This is a genomic window from Taklimakanibacter deserti, from assembly GCA_003574785.1.
On sequence record QORU01000018.1, the window covers coordinates 98,041 to 115,808 of the forward strand.

Below are 17,768 nucleotides of genomic sequence, written 5' to 3' on the forward strand. Positions count from 1 at the left end.
ATTCTCGCTCAACGACTTCCCCGGAACGTTCTTTGAACAGGTCACGCCATGCTGACGCGCAAACAACTCGAACTGCTTCTCTTCATCAATGAACGCCTCAAGGAAGACGGAGTCTCCCCCTCTTTCGAGGAGATGAAGGACGCGCTCAATCTCCAGTCCAAGTCCGGCATCCACCGCCTGATCCTGGCTCTCGAAGAGCGCGGCTTCCTCAGGCGCATGCCCAACCGGGCGCGCGCGCTCGAAGTCATGAAGCTGCCCGATGCGCACAGTCCGAGCCTCTCGACCTCCAAGCGCTCGGGCTTCAGCCCGAATGTCATCGAAGGCAATCTCGGCAAGGTGAAGCCCATTCCGCATGCGGGCTCGGGCACGCCCAGGGCCGCGGTCGTGCCGGTCATGGGACGGATCGCCGCCGGCGTGCCGATCTCGGCCATCCAGGACCATTCGCACAATATCACGGTGCCGCCTGAGATGCTGGGCGCGGGCGAGCATTTCGCCCTCGAGGTCAAAGGCGATTCGATGATCAATGCCGGCATCTTCGACGGCGACACGGTGCTCATCCGCAAGGGCGACACCGCCACCAATGGCGATATCGTCGTGGCCCTCGTCGACAATGAGGAAGCGACGCTCAAGCGCATCCGCAAGAAGGGCGACTCGATCGCCCTCGAAGCCGCCAACCCCGCCTACGAGACCCGCATCTTCGGACCCGACCGGGTCAATGTGCAGGGCCGCCTCGTCGGGCTGATCCGGAAATATTGAGATATCCTCCGCTGACGCGGATGAAATGAGAGAGCCGGGCTTGCGTATCAAGCCCGGCTCTTTTTGTTTGGTCGCCCTTCTTCGCCGGTATTACATTGCGTCAGGCCGAATTATCGAGATGGCCGAAGCCGAGGGTCCGATTCCATGAAAATGGCCTTTACGCTTGACGACTTGCCGCTCTGGCCGATGTCCTATCCGCCTGCAGGCTATACCGTTGCTGGGATGGTGGACGCCATCATCATGGCGCTCGATCGCCACAAGATCCGAGGTGTCTATGCTTTCGCGAATTCCTGGTCGCTCCTCAAGCATCCGGAGTTCAAGACGATCATCGAAAGCTGGACCGCCGCGGGCCATCACGTGGCAAATCACACCCACAGCCATATCGAGTTGAACGACGTCTCCGTGGAGGCCTACATAAAGGATATAGAACTGGGAGAGAGCCATCTTTCTCGGTGGCTTGCAAAGGCGCCCCAACTCTATTTCAGGCACCCCTTGTGCTATTGGGGCGACACGCGAGAGAAGCGCGATGCCGTGCGCTCCCATCTTTCGGATCGCGGATACCGAACCGTCGACGTCACAAGCTGGCTTTATGAGTGGCGATGGAATCGCGCTTATAGAAATTGCCTCGAGCGCAACGATGACGAAGGCCGGACTTCTCTCGGACAGAGCTTTCTCAAATTTTCGCTGGCGCAGCTAGCCTACGATGACCTCTGCGCGCGCAACTGGTTTGGCCACGACGTCGTCGGCATTACCGTGGGCCATCCAGTGCCCTTCTTTGCCGACATCGCCGATGAATTCTTCAGCACCCTGATACATGCCGGAGTCGATTTCGTCTCACTGGGCGAGGCCATGAACGATGCTACCTACGCCCAGGTGGCGAGCGTGCCAACGGGGAAGTTTCTCGTCCTTCAGCAGAAGCTCGCGGAAGTCGCCGGAAAGCCTTTTGCGATGATAGAGCCTCACTCACAGGGCTTGTTCGACGAAATTACCGAATTGGGAGTCGGTCAGACCGGATAACTCTTCACCACCATTTCGGCGCTTCGAACTTGCCCGCGGCTTCCTCGATGGCGTGACCCACCTGGAAGAGCGTCGCCTCGTCGAAAGGCTTGCCGATGAGCTGAAGGCCGAGCGGCAGACCCTCTTCCGACAGGCCGCCGGGTACCGAAATCCCAGGCAGGCCCGCCATGTTGACCGTCACGGTGAACACATCGTTCAAATACATCTGCACCGGATCGGTGATCTCGCCCGGGGCGAAAGCCGGGTTCGGCGTCGCCGGCGTGAGCACGACGTCGACCTTGTCCCATGCCTTGTCGAAATCCTGCTTGATCAGGGTACGGACCTTCTGGGCACGGACATAATAGGCGTCGTAATAGCCGGCCGAGAGCACATAAGTGCCGATCATCACGCGCCGCTGCACCTCGCGGCCGAAACCCGCCGCGCGCGTATTCTCATACATCGACACGATGTCGTCGCCCGGCACCCGCAGGCCGTAGCGCACGCCGTCGTAGCGCGCCAGATTGGAGGAAGCCTCGGCCGGCGCCACGATGTAATAAGCCGGCAGCGCGTATTTGGTGTGCGGCAGCGAGATCTCGACGATGTCGGCCCCCTGCTCCTTCAGCCACCTGGCGCCCTTGCCCCACAAGGCATCGATCTCGGGCGGGGTGCCGTCGACACGATATTCCTTCGGGATTCCGACCCTGAGGCCCTTGATCGGCTTGCCGATGACGGCTTCGTAATCGGGCACCGCATGATCGACCGAGGTCGTGTCCTTGGGATCGACGCTCGCCATGGATTTGAGCAGGATCGCCGCATCGCGCACGTCGCGCGCGATGGGTCCCGCCTGGTCGAGCGATGAAGCGAAGGCGACGATGCCCCAGCGCGAGCAGCGGCCATAGGTCGGCTTGATGCCGACGGTGCCGGTGAAGGCGGCGGGCTGGCGGATCGATCCGCCGGTGTCGGTCGCGGTCGCCGCGGCACAGATATGAGCGGCGACGGCCGTCGCCGAGCCGCCCGACGAGCCGCCCGGCACCAGCGCCGCATTGGAATTGCGGCGGCGCCAGGGATTGATGACATTGCCGTAATAGCTCGTCTCGTTGGACGAGCCCATGGCGAACTCGTCCATGTTGAGCTTGCCCAGCATGACGGCACCATCGCGCCACAGATTGCCGGTGACGGTCGATTCATAGGTCGGCTTGAAACCGTCCAGAATGTGGCTCGCCGCCTGGGTGTGGACTCCCTTGGTGGCGAAGAGATCCTTGATGCCGAGCGGTATGCCCTCAAGCGCGCCCGCTTCGCCCTTGGCGAGCCGGGCATCGGAGGCTTCCGCCATCGCCCGCGCCTTGTCCGGCGTCTCGACCACATAGGCATTGAGGATGCGCGCCTTCTCCATGGCAGCGAGATAGGCATCGGTCAGCTCGCGCGCCGAGAAGGATTTCTTCTTCAGCCCGTCGCGCGCGGCGGAAATCGTAAGCGAGGTCAGCGAGGTCATTGCGTTATTCAACCACCTTCGGGACCATGAAGAACTCGTCCTCGGCCGCGGGGGCGTTCCTGGTTACATCCTGGGGATAGTTGCCGTCGGTCACCACGTCCTGGCGCTTCTTCATCTTCATGGCGACGACCGAGGTCAAAGGCTCGACGCCCGCGACGTCGACCTCGTTCAATTGCTCGATCCAGTGCAGGATGGAATTGAGCTCGCCTTCGAGGCGGGGCACATCCTCCTCGGCAACCTTGATGCGCGCCAAATGCGCGATACGCCGCACGGTTTTCTGATCGACCGACATTTTTCACTTCTTTCCGGAAACAGGGGCGCTCAATAACACCGGCTCAACGGGGGAGCAACGGGCTCTTCTGCCGCCCCTCGCCGTCGAAATTCTCGTCCCGGAGCCAGGCCTGGAACCTCGCCGCCATGGAAGGCCATTCCTTGTCGATCATCGCATACCAGGCGGTGTCCCGGTTCCGGCCCTTGACGATCAGATGCTGGCGGAAGATGCCCTCATAAATGAAGCCGAAGCGCTCGGCCGCCTTGCGGGACGGGGCATTGAGCGCATGGCATTTCCATTCGAGCCGGCGCACCCCCAGATCGTCGAAGCAGTGGCGCATCATCAGATAGATCGCTTCCGTCGCTTCGCGCGTCTTCTGCAGGCCGGGCGACATCCAGATATGGCCGATCTCGATCACGCCATTGGCCTTGTCGAGGCGCATGAAGGCGCCCATGCCGGCGGGCTTCTCGGTGTCGCGGCGGATGAAGGCATAGAACCACGGATCGCGGCTCTCCTCCTGCTTGGCGAGCCAGGCCTGGAAGGTCTCGACATCGGCGAAGGGCCCATAGCCCATATAGGTCCATACCGCGCCTTCGGGGTCGCTCGCGGCGAAAGAAGCGTAAAGATCGCGGCCATGATGCGCCGCCGACACCGGCTCGAGCCTGACCCAGCGGCCGAAAAGCGGGCGCAGATCGGGTGCGAGTCCCGGGGGCAAGGGATCGACAAGGGGGCCGACGGGTCGCTTTCGGTCTGACATGGGAGGAGCTTATGTCCGGCTTTGCGCAGAAGCGCAATTCCCGCATGAACTCTCATTTAACGCCCTATTCACCCGCCTCCGCCACGGCAGGCTTGCGCGACCGCGCCGTGGCGAGCAGCACCACGAGCGCCACCAGCGGGAACGCCGCGGCGATGATGCCGAGATCCGTGGCCGGCACCGCCGCCAGCGCCCGCCCACCGGCAAAGGAGCCGGCGGCGACGCCGAAATACATGGCCGACATGTTGAGCGGCAGCGTCAGATAGGTGACTTCCGGCGACAGCGCCACGATGCGGCTCGCCTGCGCCGGCGGGAACGTCCAGCCGATGATGCCCCACGGGACCATGATGACGATCAGCAACGGCCCGGCGATCCCGGAGGGCAGGAGCCGCAGCATCAGCGTGATGATGATGCAGACGATCACGCTGGCGATCAGCGAGAAGATGACGACACGCGTCGCCCCGAGCCGGTCGGTAAGTCGCCCGCTGGCATAGTTGCCGATCACCGCGCCAATGCCGAAGGCGAGCAGCAATGCCGGAATCACGGTCAGGGAGAGGCCGGCACCGTCGGTCGCAAGCGGCGCCAGGTAGCACAGCACCACGAAGCCGCCGGTGAGATAGAGGAAGGTCACGATCAGCGCCGGCAGGACGCCCGGTCGCGTGATCGTCAGCACGCGCTCGGCAAGCGTCAGCTTCACTCCGGGCAGGCCGCGCGGCAGCCGCAGCGAGAGCATGGTGGCGCATAGGAGCGCGACAAGGCCTACGAACAGGAAGGTGGCGCGCCAGCCGGCGAGATTGCCGATCAGCGAGCCGATCGGCGCGCCGAGCGCCACGGCCAATGTCGTGCCACCGATGACGGTGGCGACCGCCCTCGCCCGATGCTCGACGCCCGCGAGCATGACGGCCGTGGCCTGCGCCGTCGACGCGTAAAGGCCCGCCGCGGCGCCCATGACGATCTGCGCGGCGGTGAGCAAAGCAAAGGAATTGCTCGCCGCCGCCGTGATATTGCCGGCAAGGAACAGGATGAGCGCGCCGATAACCACGCGCTTGCGGTCGGCGGCGCCGCTGAGCGTGGCGAGGATCGGCGTGCCGATCGCATAGGCAAGCGAATAGGCGGTTACCAGGTAACCGGCCTCGGGGATGGAGATGCCGGCGGAGGCGGAAATCAGCGGCAGCAGTCCCGCGAACACGAAGGCCATGAGGCTCGTCGAGAAAGCTCCGGTCGCCAGCCACAGGAGACGTCCGTCCATGGCATGAATCCTTTGTTCAAAAGTTCTTGAACTATTGGACGATTGAGGGCATCTGTCAATAAGGATGGTCCGCGTCTCCTGCCACCCTTGTGTCAGGAGGCCCGCCCGCGATTGCACGCCTACGGGAATTGGGTAGACTTTTGGGAATGTCTCTATTTCATCCGGCGACCGATCAGATCGATCTTGCGACCGTGCTTTCGGTGCTTGGCGATCCGACTCGGCTGGCGATCATCGGCTATCTCGCGCGCAACGAGGGCCTCGAGGTCAACTGCAGCCGCTTCCTCGACCTCGGCTCCAAAACCAATGTGAGCTATCACCTCGCAAGGCTCAGGGAAGCCGGCGTGACGCGCACGGAGACACGCGGAACCAACCGGTTGATCTCGCTGCGCCGCGCCGACCTCAATGCGCGCTTCCCGGGGCTGCTCGATTCGATCATTGCCAGTGCGATCAACATTCCCTTCGACATGCGCGAGGTCGCCAAAAGCGAGTTGCGTGAGCTGGAACGGCAGGGCACCGCCAAGAAGGGACCGGTCGGGTAGCCATGTGCCTTCGGGTTTGCGGTTGAGCGCAGTTCCCGCATAAAGTCCCGTTCAATGACAAGAAAACGCATGGATCCCGTCGATGTCGTGATCATCGGGGCTGGCTGCGGCGGGGCGGCCTTCGCCTGGCAGATCAAGCGCCAGGCCCCTCATCTCAAGATCGTTTGCCTCGAACGCGGCGGCTGGCCCGATCCGACGCGCATGCCGGCCAAGACCATGCGCTGGCAGCGCGCCATCCTGGAGGACTGGGCGTCCAATCCCAATCTCCGGCTCAAATCGGGCGCCTATCGCGGCTCCAACGACTACCCGATCGATGACGGCAATTCGGTGTTCAAGCCGCTGATGTGGAACGGTGTCGGCGGCTCGACGGTCGCCTGGGCGGCGCATTTCCCACGCCTGCATCCATCCGACTTCCGCACCCGCACTCTCGACGGGGTCGGCGACGACTGGCCCTTCGATTATTTCGAGCTTGAACCGTGGTACGATCTCAATGATGAGATCATGGGTGTCGCGGGCCTCGATGGCGATCCGGCCTATCCGCCCAAAACTCCGCGCGCCATGCCGCCTCTGCCCTTCGGCACAGTGGCCAATCGCGCGGCCCGCGCGTTCAGCGATCTCGGCTGGCACTGGTGGCCGGTCGATGCCGCCATCAACTCTGTCCCCCATGACGGGCGCGATGCCTGCAACAATTGCGGGCCCTGTCTCATCGGCTGCATTCCCAAGGCCAAGGCTTCGGTCGATCTCACCTATTGGCCCAGGGCCATCGCCCTGGGCGTCGAATTGCGCACCATCGCCATCGCCCGCCATATCCATATCGAGGCCGGCCGCGCCACCGGCGTCACCTATGCCGATCGTCATGGTACGGAATATCTCCAGCCGGCCCAGGCCGTCGTCGTCGCCGGCAACGGCGTCGGCACTGCGCGCCTGCTGCTCGCCTCAGGCATCGACAGCCCGGCGCTCGGCCGCCATCTCATGTATCACCCGGCGGCCTATGTGCGCGGCCTGTTCAAGGACAGGCTCGATGGCCCGGTCGGTCCGGTCGGCTGCTCGATCTATTCGCATGAATTCTACGAGACGGATCGCGCGCGCGGCTTCGAGCGCGGCGTGCATCTGCAACTGTCGCGCGAGAATGCGCTTGCCGTCCAGGCCTCGCGGCTCCAGCCCTTGTGGGGTGCCGCGGCGCAAGCGCAATTGCGCGAGGAATTCCTGCACACCATGCCCATCCTCGTCCTTGCCGAGGACCTGCCCGAGGCGCATAATCGCGTCACCCTCACGCGCGATGAAGAACCTGACGGCCTCCCCGGCGTGAAGATCGACTACAGGATGGCGGAACGCGCACAGAAAAGCCTCGATTACGGCCTCGCCCGGGCCGAAGAGGTTCTGTTGGCCGCGGGCGCCTATCGCATGATCCGTGTGTCCCCTGCCCCCTTGACCGGCTGGCATCTGCTCGGCACGGCGCGCATGGGCGATGATCCCCAAACCTCGGTCACCGACCGCAAAGGCCGCTGCCATCGCGTGCCCAATGTGATCGTTGCCGATGGCAGCCTGTTCCCGACGGTCGGCGCCGCCAATCCCGCCTCGACCATCGGCGCCGTGGCGCTCAAGCTCGCGGCCGAGCTCGCGGAGGACATGGCATGACGCCTTCGCATCTCAGGCTTCTGGCCGATCTGATCCTGCCTGGCGACGAGACCGGCCTGCCGCCCGGCTCGCTCATTCCCGATGTCATGGCGGTCCTCGCGCAATCGGCCTCGCCGATCAAGGCGCTGGCCGTTGACCATCCGGATTTCGCCGAGGCGGGCAAGCGCCATGGCATACTCTCGAACCTCGAAGCCGATCATGCGCAGGAATTCCGCGATCTCGTGCTGGCGCTGATCAAGGCCTATTACGAATCGGGCCAGGTGCTCGAAGCCATGGGCTGGCGCAGCGCGCCACCGCAGCCGCAAGGCCACTCGATAGCGCCCATGGATGATGCGCTGATGCCGGCCCTCGCCCGGGTCGCCGAGCGCAAGCGCCTGTGGCGATAGTGCGCGATCAGGAAAGTCAGACCGTTATCGCCTCGCCCGGCTTCATGACCGCGACGGTCTTGCCCTTCGGTCCCATGGCTTTGACGAAAGGCTTGGCGTCGGGAATGAGGAAGCCCTCGAAAGTGGCGAAGTGGCAGGGAATGACCTTCTTGAACTTGAAGAAGGTCTTGCAGGCATGGGCCGCCTGGTCCGGCCCCATGGTAAAGCGGTCGCCGATGCACATGATCCCGAATGCCGGCTTGTAGAGGTCGTGGACGAGCTTCATGTCCTGGGTGATGCCGGTATCGCCCGAGATATAGAGGCTGCGCCCTTTCTCCCTCTTGGGCAGGATAACGAAGCCAGCTGGATTGCCGAGATAGATCGGCGTGCCATTCTCGACATGCGAGGAGGAATGCCAGGCATTGGTGAAGACGCAGTCGAAATCCGCAAAAGAGATGCGCCCGCCATGGTTGCCGGGCGAATAATTGGCGACACCCTTGGCGGCCAGATACATGGCGATCTCGAAATTGGCGACCAGCGTCGCATTGTTGTCCCGGCAGATCTCGACCGTGTCGCCCAGGTGATCGTCATGCCCATGCGTCAGGAGCACATGGGTGGCGCCGCGCGCGACCTCCTTGGCATCGTCTTTGAACAAGGGATTTCCCGACAAAAACGGATCCAGCATGATGACGGCGCTGCCGGTTTCGATGCGGAAGGCCGAATGGCCGAAATAGGTGATTTTCATTGGCTTTTCTCCTCTCCGTCGCTTCTACCACCCTTTTGCGCGGTTGAGCAGTCGCGTAAGAGGGCGTCATGGATTCTCCATCCTTTGCCGAGGCGATCGCCGACCTGCCGCTTAATGTGCCCGTGATCGGCCTCGATCTCGGCAGCAAGACGATCGGCATCGCCATCAGCGACATTACGCGCCGGATCGCCTCGCCCATCGAAACGATTTTGCGAAAAAAATTCACCGAGGATGCCAAGCGCCTTCTTGCCATTGCCGCGGAACGGCAAGCGGGCCTCTTTGTCCTGGGCCTTCCCCTCAATATGGACGGGAGTGAGGGGCCCCGGGCGCAATCGACCCGTGCCTTCGCCCGCAATCTCGGCAAGCTCACGCCTCTGCCCATCGTCTTCTGGGATGAAAGGCTTTCCACCGCCGCCGTCGAGCGCATGCTGATCGATGCCGATACGAGCCGCGGCCGGCGCGCCGAAATCGTCGACAAGCTTGCCGCCGCCTATATCCTGCAATCCGCCCTCGACTCGCTCAAGCGATGACCCAGATCTTCCTCGCTCTTCTGCCCGTCTTCATCGTGATCATGATCGGGGCCCTTCTCAGACGGACCAGGCTAGTCGGCGATGCCCATTGGCCGGGCGTCGACCAGATTTGCTATTTCGTGCTTTTCCCCGCGATCATCTTCAAGGAGATCGCCGCGGCGGATTTCTCATCCGTCCCGGTATGGCGCATGGCCGGCGCCATGATCGTGGCGCTCAGCGTCATGTTCGCCCTGCTTCTCATCCTGCGCGTGCCGCTCTCTTCGGCCCTCAGGATCAATGGCGCCCAATTCACCAGCCTGTTCCAGGGCGCCACGCGCTGGCACACTTTCATCGCCTTCGCCATCGTGCCCTTGTTCTTCGGCAATGACGCGCTGGCACTCGCCGCGATCAGTGCCGCCACCATGACGCCCTTTCTCAATGTCGTCTGCATCATCATCATGTCGCTCTATGCCGGCGGCCACAACGAGGCGCCATCGGCGAAACTCTTGGTGCACGGGGTGCTGCGCAACCCGTTCTTCCTTTCCTCCATGGGTGGCGTCCTGTTCCAGCTCTCGGGACTGTCGCTACCGGGCATGGCGGCGCAAGTCCTCGACATGATCGGACGCGGCGCCTTGGGGCTTGCGCTCCTCACGGTCGGCGCCGGACTTCATTTCGGCGAGGCGGCCGCCGCCAAACTGACGGTGGGTCTTGCAACCGTGCTGAAGCTGCTCCTCCTGCCGCTGCTCATGTATCTGACGCTCAGCCTCTTCGGGGTCGGCGGCACGCCCGCCGCCGTCGCCATACTCTGCGCCGCCGTGCCGACGGGCTCCGGCGCCTATGTCCTTGCCCGGCAAATGGGTGGCGACGCGCCGCTCGTTGCCAATATACTCACATTGCAGGTGATCTGCGCCGCGCTGACCATTCCACTGATCCTCATTCTCTTGGCCTGAAGGAGGCGTCATGAAGCAAACATTCGCCGCTCCGCAATTCGCTCACTATCCGAATGACTGGCATTTCTCGCCGGTCGTGCTCGATGGCGATTTCGCCTTCTTCTCCGGTCAGACCGGCACACATCCCGACGGCAGCGTGTCATCCGATCCGGAACAGCAGTTCCGCGACGTCTTCAGCCATCTCGCGGCCAATCTCTCAGCCACCGAGCTCGGTTTTGAGGATATCGTCGAGATGACCACCTATCACGTCGATCTGCGCACGCATCTGGCTGCCTTCATCAAGGTGAAGGACGAGCATATCCACGCGCCTTACCCGGCCTGGACGGCGATCGGCGTCAGCGAGCTCATCACGCCCGGGACCCTGATCGAGATCCGCATCATTGCGCGCCGCCAGGGATAGCACTCAAGTCTGGGGCGTGGACTCATAAACCCGCAGCCAGATGCGGATCGACGCCAATCCGCACTCGCGTTTCTCGACCAGCCGTAATAGCATGTTTAGGGGTTTTGGCTTGCAGGGATCATGGAGCGAAGACTCGCAGCAATCTTGGCTGCCGATTTGGTCGGCTACAGCCGGCTCATGGGGCAAGATGAAGCTGGTACTGTGGCGGCACTCAAGGCTGTCCGCGCGGAGTTGATCGACCCCAAGATTGCCGAACACAGGGGGCGAGTATTCAAGGCTACCGGCGACGGAGTGTTGGCCGAGTTTCCAAGCGTCGTAAATGCTGTCGCATGTGCTGTCGAAATTCAATCGTCGATGGCGACGAGTAATGCGGAAAGGCCTGAGGAGCGGCATATTCAATTTCGAATTGGGGTAAACCTTGGAGACGTAATTGCCGAGGGCGACGACATTTTCGGCGACGGAGTGAATGTAGCCGCGCGGCTTGAAAGCACGGCACCACCGGGAGGTATCGCAGTATCTTCAGTGGTCCGTGACCAGATCGGTAACCGGCTCGACGTCCAGTTCGAAGATATCGGAAAGCAAGAACTCAAGAACATCGCTCAGTCAGTACACGTCTACCAACTAGTAAATGGCGGGACCAACAGGCCGATGAAAGAAACGTTGGTACTGCCAGACAGACCATCAATCGCGGTGTTGCCCTTTCAGAATATGAGCGGTGATCCGGAGCAGGAGTACTTCGGCGACGGAATAGCAGAAGATATTATCACTGCACTATCGAAACTCCGGGGCTTCTTCGTCATCGCCCGCAACTCGAGCTTCGCATACAAGGGCAAATCCCCGGACATCCGTCAAATAGCACGGGAACTGGGGGTGCGCTATGTGCTCGAAGGCAGCGTACGCAAAGGAGGCGATCGGCTGCGGGTGACCGGTCAGTTGATCGATGCTGAGAGCGGTGCCCACATCTGGGCTGAGCGCTACGACCGCCCGACCGCGGAAATCTTTGCCCTGCAAGATGAAATCACGGCCAGCGTCGTCGTGGCCATCGAACCGCAGATTTATACTGCCGAAAGCCTTCGTCTGCGGAGCAAGTCGCCGGAAAGCCTCGATGCATGGGGCTGTGTGGTGCGGGCAATGCCCTATATCTGGACCTGGGTCATCCAGGACGAGGATACCGGCATCAACCTCCTGAGGCGGGCCATCGAGCTCGATCCCGACTATGCACGCGCGCGCAGCCTTCTGGCATGGGCATTCGCAAGCCGCGTCGTATCGGGACGACTGGACTTTGAGCAAGGCCTATCTGAAGCCCTCGCTCTTGCACAACGGGCGATTGACCTCGATCCCGATGACCCTTGGGCTCACTTTGCGGCCGGATATGTCTATGCGTTTTCGAGGCGACTGGCGCCTGCGGTTGAAGAGCTGAATGAGGCGTTGCAACGCAACCCCAATTTTGCGTTTGCCCGGACGATTCTGGGGTGTGCGTATGGTTACGCAGGGCTTGCGGAAGATGGCATCAGTCAACTCGAGCTTGCACGACGACTGAGTCCCCGGGACTACACGCAAGCCGGGAGTCTCTCGATCGAGGGCCTTTGCCATTTTGTTGCCGGGCGTTACGCAGACGCGGTGACGGCAGAACGTCGGGCGGTACAGATTCGACCTGATTTTTGCACAGCTTGGCGCACTTTCACTGCGGCAGCCGGTCTCGCGGATGACTTGGAACAGGCGCGCATGGGCCTAGTGCAATGCAAGCGACTACAGCCGAATTTAAGTATTGACTGGGTGGAAAAGTATCACCCGTTGATCAGACCTGAGGACCGGGCCAAGTACATCGAAGGTCTGCGCCGAGCAGGTCTCGAATAGTTGATGCCCGCTGGCAGGAAGTTCTCGGCGGGCCTTCTCTGAGGCCAGCGCCGCACTCGAAATCCTAGCTACTAGTTGACCGGGCCGGGCCCGCCGGATGTTTCCATCGTCGGCTCGGCCGGCTTCCGGCCTATGGCGCGGTTGATCAGGTAATTCACGACCCATAGCAGGATGCCGATGCCGATGAGGACGCCGGCGACCTTGTATTGCACCGGGTCGCGGCCGGTCCATGGGCCGACCAGGAAAGCGCAGCAGATCGCGCCGATCACCGGCAGAAACGTGGGCGTGCGGAAATGGCTGTGCCCCACCGTGTCGCGGCGCAGCACCAGCACCGCGATATTGACGATGGTGAAGACGCAGAGCAGCAGCAAGGCCGTGGTCCCGCCAAGCGCCGGCACGGTGCCGACGAAGGTGATGAGGGCGAAGGCGAGCAGCGTCGTGAAGATGATGGCGATATAGGGCGTGCGCCGGCCGGCATGGACCTTGCCGAGCACCGGCGGCAGCACATGCTCGCGGCTCATGCCATAGACCAGGCGGCTCGCCATCAACATGTTGATCAAGGCGGTGTTGGCCACCGCGAACATGGTGATGAAGCCGAAGATCCAGACAGGGAAACTGGGTGCGCCCGCCGCCACCACCTTGAGCAGCGGTGTCTCGCCTTCGCCCAGCTGCTCGGCGGGAACCAGCGTGATCGCCGAGATCGACACCAGCATGTAGATCGCGCAGGTGATGAGCAGGCCCGTGAGCAGCACTTTCGGAAAGATGCCGCTGGGGTTCTTGCATTCCTCGGCCATGTTGACCGAGTCCTCGAAGCCCACCATGGCGAAGAAGGCGAGCGTCGTCGCGGCGATGACCGACCAGAAGACGGTGCGGTCGGGCGCAATGGCGAATTGGGTGATGCGCGAGACGTCGCCATTGCCGAGGCCGATAGCCCACAGGCCGATCACGATGATGATCAGGAGGCCGGTGAGCTCGACGCAGGTCAGCAGCACATTGACCTTCACGCTCTCGCCGACGCCGCGGAAATTGACCAGCGCTACGATGGCCATGAAGAGAAGACCGATCAGGGTCACGCCATAGGTGCCGGCAAGCCCTAGATCGAAGGCGGTGGAGAGATTGGCGGCAAAGGCGCGCGAAGCGGTCGAGGCCGAGGTGATGCCGGAGCACATGACCGCAAAAGCCACGATGAAGGTGATGAAATGGATGCCGAAGGCCTTGTGCGTATAGAGTGCGGCACCGGCGGCGCGTGGATATTTGGTGACGAGCTCGAGATAGCTGAAGGCGGTGATGAGCGCCACGACGAAGGCCACCAGGAAGGGCAGCCAGACGACGCCGCCCACCTGCTTGGCGACCTGGCCGGTCAGCGCATAGATGCCGGTGCCCAGGATGTCGCCGATGATGAACAGCAGCAGAAGCCACGGCCCCATCACGCGATGCAGGCTCGGCTCGACGGCTTCGGTCTTGGGAGTGCTGACGTTTGCGGTGAGATCGGTCATCGCCATCTCCATCACATCGTTAGGCTTGGATAGAGACTATGTGCAACTACCGATATGTCAAACAGCGCGATGGCGATATCAACCGCTCAGCCCGCAACGCGCGCGAATTTCCGTCTCAATATGGGAAAGCGGACAGCACAGCCGGGAGCGGTTTGCCGCTCCCGACGACTTGGATTTGCGTTCAGTAATAATCTCCGATCACACGCGCGCTGATGATGCGGCCGGAACGGGCGCTCAATCTGACGCTCCACACCCGGTCACGCTTGACCGCTTCATAGCGGTAGACCGAGCCGCCGCACCGGGTCGGCGTGACCCGGTAGAACCCGTAGTCACGGACGATCCGCCTGCCCTCGCGGCAGGAGACATAGCCGTAGTCTTCATCATCGTCCTCGTCATCGGGATCATAGACCGGATATCTCGGTTCATAGGCCGGCGGATACCAGCCGCCACCCACACCTATCCCGATGCGGGTATCGGCCTTAGCGTCAACCGGCTGTAAAGCCAGAGCCGCAAACAAAGCCATGCCGCCGGCGGCAACCATCTTCAACATGAAACACTCCACCAGTTCCCCTAGCCCCGGTTGAGTTACGTGAACCCGATGCCGCCCCGCCGGCACCGATTGACGAAGTCATGCTTCGCACCGGTCCATGGCGATTCTGCAGCAACATTCGGGGCGATTTTGTGATGCGCCTGGCTGCCAGGAATCCCTTCCCACTTTACCCTTTCCTGCAAACTTACCCACAGGCCACCATTGTCGCTTGCGGGCGAAGGGAATCGTCCCTAGACAGTGGCCTTCGATGACCTCCGCGCGCAATCCCAAACGCCTCATCGAAAGCCAGCACCTGCTCGGCATCGAACCGCTTTCCGCCCAGGATATCGTCAAGCTCATCGATCTCGGCGAACGCTATGTCGAGGTGAGCCGGCAGATCGACAAGCGCCAGGTGATGCTCACCGGGCGCACTCAGATCAACCTGTTCTTCGAAGCGTCCACCAGAACGCAAAGCTCCTTCGAGATCGCCGGCAAGCGCCTTGGCGCCGATGTCCTCAATATGGCGGTTTCGACCTCGGCCGTCTCCAAGGGTGAGACCGTGCTCGATACCGCCATGACGCTCAATGCGATGCATCCCGACATATTGGTGGTGCGCCACCCCTCATCGGGCGCCGCCGAGCTTCTCGCCCAGAAAGTCTCCTGCGCTGTCGTCAATGCCGGTGACGGCCAGCATGAGCATCCGACCCAGGCGCTGCTCGATGCGCTCACTATCCGGCGCCGCAAGGGCCGCATCGAAGGGCTGATCGTGGCGATCTGCGGCGATGTGCTGCATTCGCGCGTCGCGCGCTCGAACATCCATCTCCTCAACAAGCTGGGCGCCCGGGTACGGCTCGTGGCGCCCTCGACGCTGCTCCCGACCGACGCGCAAGCCTTCGGCGTCGAGATCCATCGCAACATGCGCGAAGGGATCGAAGGCGCGGATGTGGTGATGATGCTCAGGCTGCAGCTCGAACGAATGAGCGGCGCCTTCGTGCCCTCGGTGCGCGAATATTACCGCTTCTACGGGCTCGATGAGGAGAAGCTCAAGCTCGCCAAGCCCGATGCGCTGGTCATGCATCCAGGCCCGATGAATCGCGGCATCGAGATCGACTCGAATGTCGCCGACGGGGTCCAGTCGGTGATCCGCGAACAGGTCGAGATGGGTGTCGCCGTGCGCATGGCGGTGCTCGACGCGCTCGCCCGCAACCTGCCGGGAGGCGAGAACGCATGATGGCGCCCTCGGCAAAGCATTCGGCGGGACGCAAGGCCTACCTCAACGCGCGTCTTATTGATCCATTCCAAGGTCTTGATGAAAAAGGCGGATTGCTCATCGAGGACGGCTGGATACTGGCCGCGGGGCCCAAGGTCACGGCGCAATCGGCAGGCTCCGGCACGGCGATTTTCGACTGCAAGGGCCTGATCCTGGCGCCCGGCCTCATCGACATGCGCGTCTTCACCGGCGAGCCCGGCAATGAGTATCGCGAGACGCTGGCGACCGCATCGGAAGCCGCGGCGGCGGGCGGCATCACCACCATGATCGTGATGCCCAATACCAATCCGGTCGTCGACGACGCGGCGATCGTCGACTTCATCCTGAGGCGGGCACGCGACACCGCCATCGTGCGCGTGGCGCCCATGGCCGCTTTGACCAAGGGGCTCTTGGGCGAGCTCATGACCGAGATCGGCACCTTGCAGGAAGCAGGCGCCGTGGCGGTGACCGACGGCAACAAGGCTCTTGCCAATGCCCGCATCTTCCGCCGCGCGCTGGCTTACGCCAAGGATTTCGACATGCTGGTCGTCCAGCATGCCGAGGAGCCGACGCTCGCGAGCGGCGTCATGAATGCGAGCGAGACGGCGAGCCGGCTCGGCCTTGCCGGCATTCCCGCAGTATCCGAAGTCATCATGATCGAGCGCGATCTGCGCCTCGTCGAGCTGACGGGTGCGCGTTATCACGTGGCGCAGCTTTCCTCGCGGATGTCGGTCGAGGTCATCCGGGCCGCCAAAGCGCGAAAGCTTCCGGTGACCTGCGGCGTCTCCGTCAATCATCTCGTCCTCAACGAAAACGACATCGGCGCCTACCGGACCTTCTTCAAGCTGTCTCCGCCCTTGCGCTCGGAAGACGACCGCCGGGCGCTCGTCGAGGGTGTCGCGGACGGCACGATCGATGTCATCGTCTCGAGCCATGATCCGCAAAGCACCGATACCAAGCGCCTCCCCTTCGCCGAAGCGGAATTCGGCGCCATCGGTCTCGAGACCCTGTTCTCGGCGAGCTTGAGCCTGCATCACAATGAGGGCGTTCCGCTCAGCCGTCTCATCGATGCTCTCTCGGCCAAGCCGGCGCAGATCCTGGGGCTCGAAACCGGCCGCCTGGCACCTGGCGCCCCCGCCGACTTCACTCTCGCCGATATCCATGCGAGCTGGACGGTCGAGGATCACATCCTGCGCTCGCGCTCCAAGAACTCGCCCTTCGAGCATCGAACCCTGGAAGGCCGCGTGCTGGAAACGGTCGTTGCGGGGCGCACCGTCTATGTGTTTGACCAACGCTGACTATGGCAGGATCGTCGTGCCAACGGTCTTCGCCGCCGTCATCAGCGCAGTATCGAGTGATGCGAGCGGCAGTTGTCGGCGTTGAGCCAATTCGAGATAAGCCGCATCGTAGAGCGTGAGCCCGAAACGATCGGCAAGTCGCAGCGTCGCCGACCAGGCATGCTGATTGGTCTCTGGATCTGTCCTGATGTCGATTTGCGCCAAGTCGGCAAGAACTTCGTCTCGAAAAACAGCCGTAATACGATTACGCCTGAGAGCAACGGTAAGACTATTGGCAACCTCGAGGTGCCAGATTCCCGGCACTACCGCGCCCTGCTCAACTATCCGGTCGAAGAGAGTCTCAATGGCAACCGTGCGCTCATCGCCGTGAACCCAGGCGGCGTCGCGGAACTGTCGAGGACAAGGCTCACGCTCGGCCTTCATTACGAAACGCCTTCCATTCTTCCATCGTAATGGGGGATGAGCCGACAGTCTTCGCTCGATTGCGGATGCGCTCGGCGGCCGCACGCGCAGCGCCGCGATCGCGTTTGGCCGTCTCGCGAACCAGACGTGCTACGGCCTTGCCGTCCCGCGTGATGACGATTTCCTCGCCATCCTCCACCAGGTCGAGCATCTCATTCAGCTTGTTCTTTGCCTCTGAGGCGCCAATCTCCCGCATAGCGGTCTCCACAATTC

General features: G+C 62.4%; 20 protein-coding genes. 11 read left to right on the forward strand and 9 right to left on the reverse strand.

All coding sequences use genetic code 11. The features are described from left to right. The first annotated feature begins 48 nt into the window (after nucleotides 1-48). Both lexA and DS839_RS30375 read left to right on the forward strand, forming a co-directional pair. A complete protein-coding gene (gene lexA / locus DS839_RS30370) occupies nucleotides 49-756 on the forward strand; it encodes a transcriptional repressor LexA (RefSeq protein ID WP_119274285.1) in 708 nt (235 codons plus the stop codon). A gap of 144 nt (nucleotides 757-900) precedes the next feature. Then, nucleotides 901-1,773: a polysaccharide deacetylase family protein gene (locus DS839_RS30375; RefSeq protein WP_119274286.1), complete on the forward strand. Its 873-nt coding sequence runs from the start codon at nucleotides 901-903 to the stop codon at nucleotides 1,771-1,773. A 4-nt stretch (nucleotides 1,774-1,777) separates the two neighbouring features. Here DS839_RS30375 and gatA read toward each other — a convergent pair whose 3' ends face one another. The 4 genes from gatA to DS839_RS30395 form a co-directional block, all read right to left on the reverse strand. Then, nucleotides 1,778-3,244, reverse strand: coding sequence for an Asp-tRNA(Asn)/Glu-tRNA(Gln) amidotransferase subunit GatA (gatA, locus tag DS839_RS30380; protein ID WP_119274287.1), 1,467 nt, complete (start codon nucleotides 3,242-3,244; stop codon nucleotides 1,778-1,780). 4 nt (nucleotides 3,245-3,248) lie between these two features. Next, nucleotides 3,249-3,536, reverse strand: a complete 288-nt coding sequence (gatC, locus tag DS839_RS30385) for an Asp-tRNA(Asn)/Glu-tRNA(Gln) amidotransferase subunit GatC (RefSeq protein WP_119274288.1) — start codon at nucleotides 3,534-3,536, stop codon at nucleotides 3,249-3,251. A gap of 43 nt (nucleotides 3,537-3,579) precedes the next feature. Beyond that, entirely contained in the window at nucleotides 3,580-4,272 is a 693-nt protein-coding gene (locus DS839_RS30390; RefSeq protein ID WP_119274289.1) for a GNAT family N-acetyltransferase, read from the reverse strand. Nucleotides 4,273-4,336: 64 nt separating this feature from the next. Further along, nucleotides 4,337-5,518 (reverse strand): MFS transporter, encoded by a 1,182-nt coding sequence (locus DS839_RS30395; protein WP_119274290.1) that lies wholly within the window; start codon nucleotides 5,516-5,518, stop codon nucleotides 4,337-4,339. A 146-nt stretch (nucleotides 5,519-5,664) separates the two neighbouring features. Between DS839_RS30395 and DS839_RS30400 the strand changes: the two genes are divergently transcribed. The 3 genes from DS839_RS30400 to DS839_RS30410 all read left to right on the forward strand — a co-directional run bounded on the left by DS839_RS30400 (nucleotide 5,665) and on the right by DS839_RS30410 (nucleotide 8,081). Then, nucleotides 5,665-6,057, forward strand: coding sequence for an ArsR/SmtB family transcription factor (locus DS839_RS30400; RefSeq protein ID WP_119274291.1), 393 nt, complete (start codon nucleotides 5,665-5,667; stop codon nucleotides 6,055-6,057). Nucleotides 6,058-6,126: 69 nt separating this feature from the next. Beyond that, nucleotides 6,127-7,695 carry a GMC family oxidoreductase gene (locus tag DS839_RS30405; protein WP_162918907.1) on the forward strand — a complete coding sequence of 523 codons (1,569 nt, stop codon included), beginning with the start codon at nucleotides 6,127-6,129 and terminating at the stop codon, nucleotides 7,693-7,695. After that, on the forward strand, nucleotides 7,692-8,081 hold the full coding sequence (locus tag DS839_RS30410) for a hypothetical protein (protein ID WP_119274293.1): 390 nt from the start codon (nucleotides 7,692-7,694) through the stop codon (nucleotides 8,079-8,081). The genes DS839_RS30405 and DS839_RS30410 overlap by 4 nt, the downstream gene beginning before the upstream one ends. A 16-nt stretch (nucleotides 8,082-8,097) precedes the next feature. Here DS839_RS30410 and DS839_RS30415 read toward each other — a convergent pair whose 3' ends face one another. Further along, entirely contained in the window at nucleotides 8,098-8,805 is a 708-nt protein-coding gene (locus tag DS839_RS30415) for a metal-dependent hydrolase (RefSeq protein ID WP_119274294.1), read from the reverse strand. Nucleotides 8,806-8,873: 68 nt separating this feature from the next. On the opposite strand from DS839_RS30415, the gene ruvX reads away from it, so the two are divergent. The 4 genes from ruvX (at nucleotide 8,874) to DS839_RS30435 (ending at nucleotide 12,521) form a co-directional block, all read left to right on the forward strand. Continuing rightward, nucleotides 8,874-9,335, forward strand: coding sequence for a Holliday junction resolvase RuvX (gene ruvX / locus DS839_RS30420; RefSeq protein ID WP_119274295.1), 462 nt, complete (start codon nucleotides 8,874-8,876; stop codon nucleotides 9,333-9,335). Beyond that, complete coding sequence (locus DS839_RS30425; protein WP_119274296.1) at nucleotides 9,332-10,264, forward strand: AEC family transporter; 933 nt, start codon at nucleotides 9,332-9,334, stop codon at nucleotides 10,262-10,264. Before ruvX ends, DS839_RS30425 begins: the two co-directional genes overlap by 4 nt. A 10-nt stretch (nucleotides 10,265-10,274) precedes the next feature. Further along, nucleotides 10,275-10,664 carry a RidA family protein gene (locus DS839_RS30430; RefSeq protein WP_119274297.1) on the forward strand — a complete coding sequence of 130 codons (390 nt, stop codon included), beginning with the start codon at nucleotides 10,275-10,277 and terminating at the stop codon, nucleotides 10,662-10,664. A gap of 120 nt (nucleotides 10,665-10,784) precedes the next feature. After that, nucleotides 10,785-12,521, forward strand: a complete 1,737-nt coding sequence (locus DS839_RS30435) for an adenylate/guanylate cyclase domain-containing protein (RefSeq protein ID WP_119274298.1) — start codon at nucleotides 10,785-10,787, stop codon at nucleotides 12,519-12,521. 71 nt (nucleotides 12,522-12,592) lie between these two features. Here the strand turns inward: DS839_RS30435 and DS839_RS30440 are convergent, their stop codons facing one another. Together DS839_RS30440 and DS839_RS30445 are read right to left on the reverse strand one after the other, a co-directional pair. Further along, nucleotides 12,593-14,017, reverse strand: coding sequence for an APC family permease (locus tag DS839_RS30440; RefSeq protein WP_368912006.1), 1,425 nt, complete (start codon nucleotides 14,015-14,017; stop codon nucleotides 12,593-12,595). A 181-nt stretch (nucleotides 14,018-14,198) separates the two neighbouring features. After that, nucleotides 14,199-14,567, reverse strand: coding sequence for a hypothetical protein (locus DS839_RS30445; protein WP_119274299.1), 369 nt, complete (start codon nucleotides 14,565-14,567; stop codon nucleotides 14,199-14,201). Nucleotides 14,568-14,814: 247 nt separating this feature from the next. Between DS839_RS30445 and DS839_RS30450 the strand changes: the two genes are divergently transcribed. Then, complete coding sequence (locus DS839_RS30450) at nucleotides 14,815-15,777, forward strand: aspartate carbamoyltransferase catalytic subunit (RefSeq protein WP_119274300.1); 963 nt, start codon at nucleotides 14,815-14,817, stop codon at nucleotides 15,775-15,777. Next, on the forward strand, nucleotides 15,774-17,093 hold the full coding sequence (gene pyrC / locus DS839_RS30455; RefSeq protein ID WP_368912007.1) for a dihydroorotase: 1,320 nt from the start codon (nucleotides 15,774-15,776) through the stop codon (nucleotides 17,091-17,093). The genes DS839_RS30450 and pyrC overlap by 4 nt, the downstream gene beginning before the upstream one ends. Here pyrC and DS839_RS30460 read toward each other — a convergent pair whose 3' ends face one another. Together DS839_RS30460 and DS839_RS30465 are read right to left on the reverse strand one after the other, a co-directional pair. Continuing rightward, complete coding sequence (locus DS839_RS30460) at nucleotides 17,094-17,516, reverse strand: type II toxin-antitoxin system VapC family toxin (protein ID WP_368912008.1); 423 nt, start codon at nucleotides 17,514-17,516, stop codon at nucleotides 17,094-17,096. After that, nucleotides 17,500-17,751, reverse strand: a complete 252-nt coding sequence (locus DS839_RS30465) for a type II toxin-antitoxin system Phd/YefM family antitoxin (RefSeq protein ID WP_119274301.1) — start codon at nucleotides 17,749-17,751, stop codon at nucleotides 17,500-17,502. The genes DS839_RS30460 and DS839_RS30465 overlap by 17 nt, the downstream gene beginning before the upstream one ends. Nucleotides 17,752-17,768: the final 17 nt, after the last annotated feature.